At 38.0% G+C, this 1163-nt stretch carries 2 protein-coding genes; both read right to left on the reverse strand.

Features of this window, described 5'->3' with window-relative positions:
- Positions 1-459 precede the first annotated feature (459 nt).
- Positions 460-837, reverse strand: coding sequence for a hypothetical protein (locus K1I97_RS10005; RefSeq protein ID WP_000997687.1), 378 nt, complete (start codon positions 835-837; stop codon positions 460-462).
- Positions 837-1163, reverse strand: a 327-nt coding sequence (locus K1I97_RS10010) for a DUF6864 domain-containing function (protein ID WP_223351615.1), incomplete at its 5' end; no start/stop codon positions are given. The genes K1I97_RS10010 and K1I97_RS10005, both read right to left, overlap by 1 nt.

Raw genomic sequence — 1163 nt, forward strand, 5'->3', positions numbered from 1 at the left:
CGCTGTTGGTATCTCGGCCCGGTGTAGGTCGTTCGCTCCAAGCTGGGCTGTGTGCACGAACCCCCCGTTCAGCCCGACTGCTGCGCCTTATCCGGTAACTATCGTCTTGAATCCAACCCGGTAAGACACGTCTTAACGCCACTGGCAGCAGCCATTGGTAACTGTCATGGAGGAGTAAATCTTGAAGTCATGCACCTGTTAAGGCTAAACTGAAAAAACAAGTTTTGGTGACTGAGCTCCTCCAAGCCAGTTACCTCGGTTAAAAGAGCGCCAACTCTTTTAACCTTCGAAAAACCGCCTGCCAAGGCGGTTTTTTCGTTTACAGGGAATGAGATTACGCGCAGAAAAAAAGGAGCTCAAGAGGATCCTTGCATGTCTTACCTCCCCCTAACGATAAAGCAAGCCATCAAGTTCATGAATGAACATATTCCTATCCTTCTCTCAAAAAATAAGAAATAATTAATCCTTGTTGATGGGTTTTACACTTTCTTTGTTGGCCGCATGCGATGCCTCAACCCTACCAAACATATAACCTAGGGATAATGTTATTATTGGCGTAAAAACAGCCCATGATTCTTTTATATTATTAAGAATATTGACACCTTTATTGTTAAAGATATCAACAATAACAAGTGCAGATATTAAACATGCATACATAGTCAATGTAAATGTTATGACAAACCAAACAACACTACTTTTTGCATCATCACCAGTCCCTATCTTATCTGAGTATTTCTCCACCCGATTATTTATTAAAGAATAATTTGGATTTGGATTATAAGAGGCCGAACTACCAGAGGTAGATCCACCTTGAGAAATTGGATTAAAGTCATTCATTACTTATCCCTCAAGAAATTAATACTAATCCATCTCGACTCAGAATTAAAAAGATTTGTTCTAAAATTAAAATAATGCTTTTTATTATTTTTTGTAAAGATAAACTGAGGCTCTGAAGCCAATCCTTCTTCTCTTGGACTATACATTTTGAAATTATAACAAGAGATTGTCATCCCCAATCCATCATCATCGACTGTAGATTTAACAAGCCTATTGCCATTATCACCTGTATCTTCAGAAATAAAAACAACTGTAATTCTTGCTTCATTATCAAAATTAAAAACCAATTTTCCATTAGGATTCATAGTCAGAGAACTAGAATATAC

The sequence above is a fragment of the Streptococcus oralis genome (assembly GCF_019929345.1).
In the GTDB taxonomy this organism is placed as follows: Bacteria; Bacillota; Bacilli; order Lactobacillales; family Streptococcaceae; genus Streptococcus.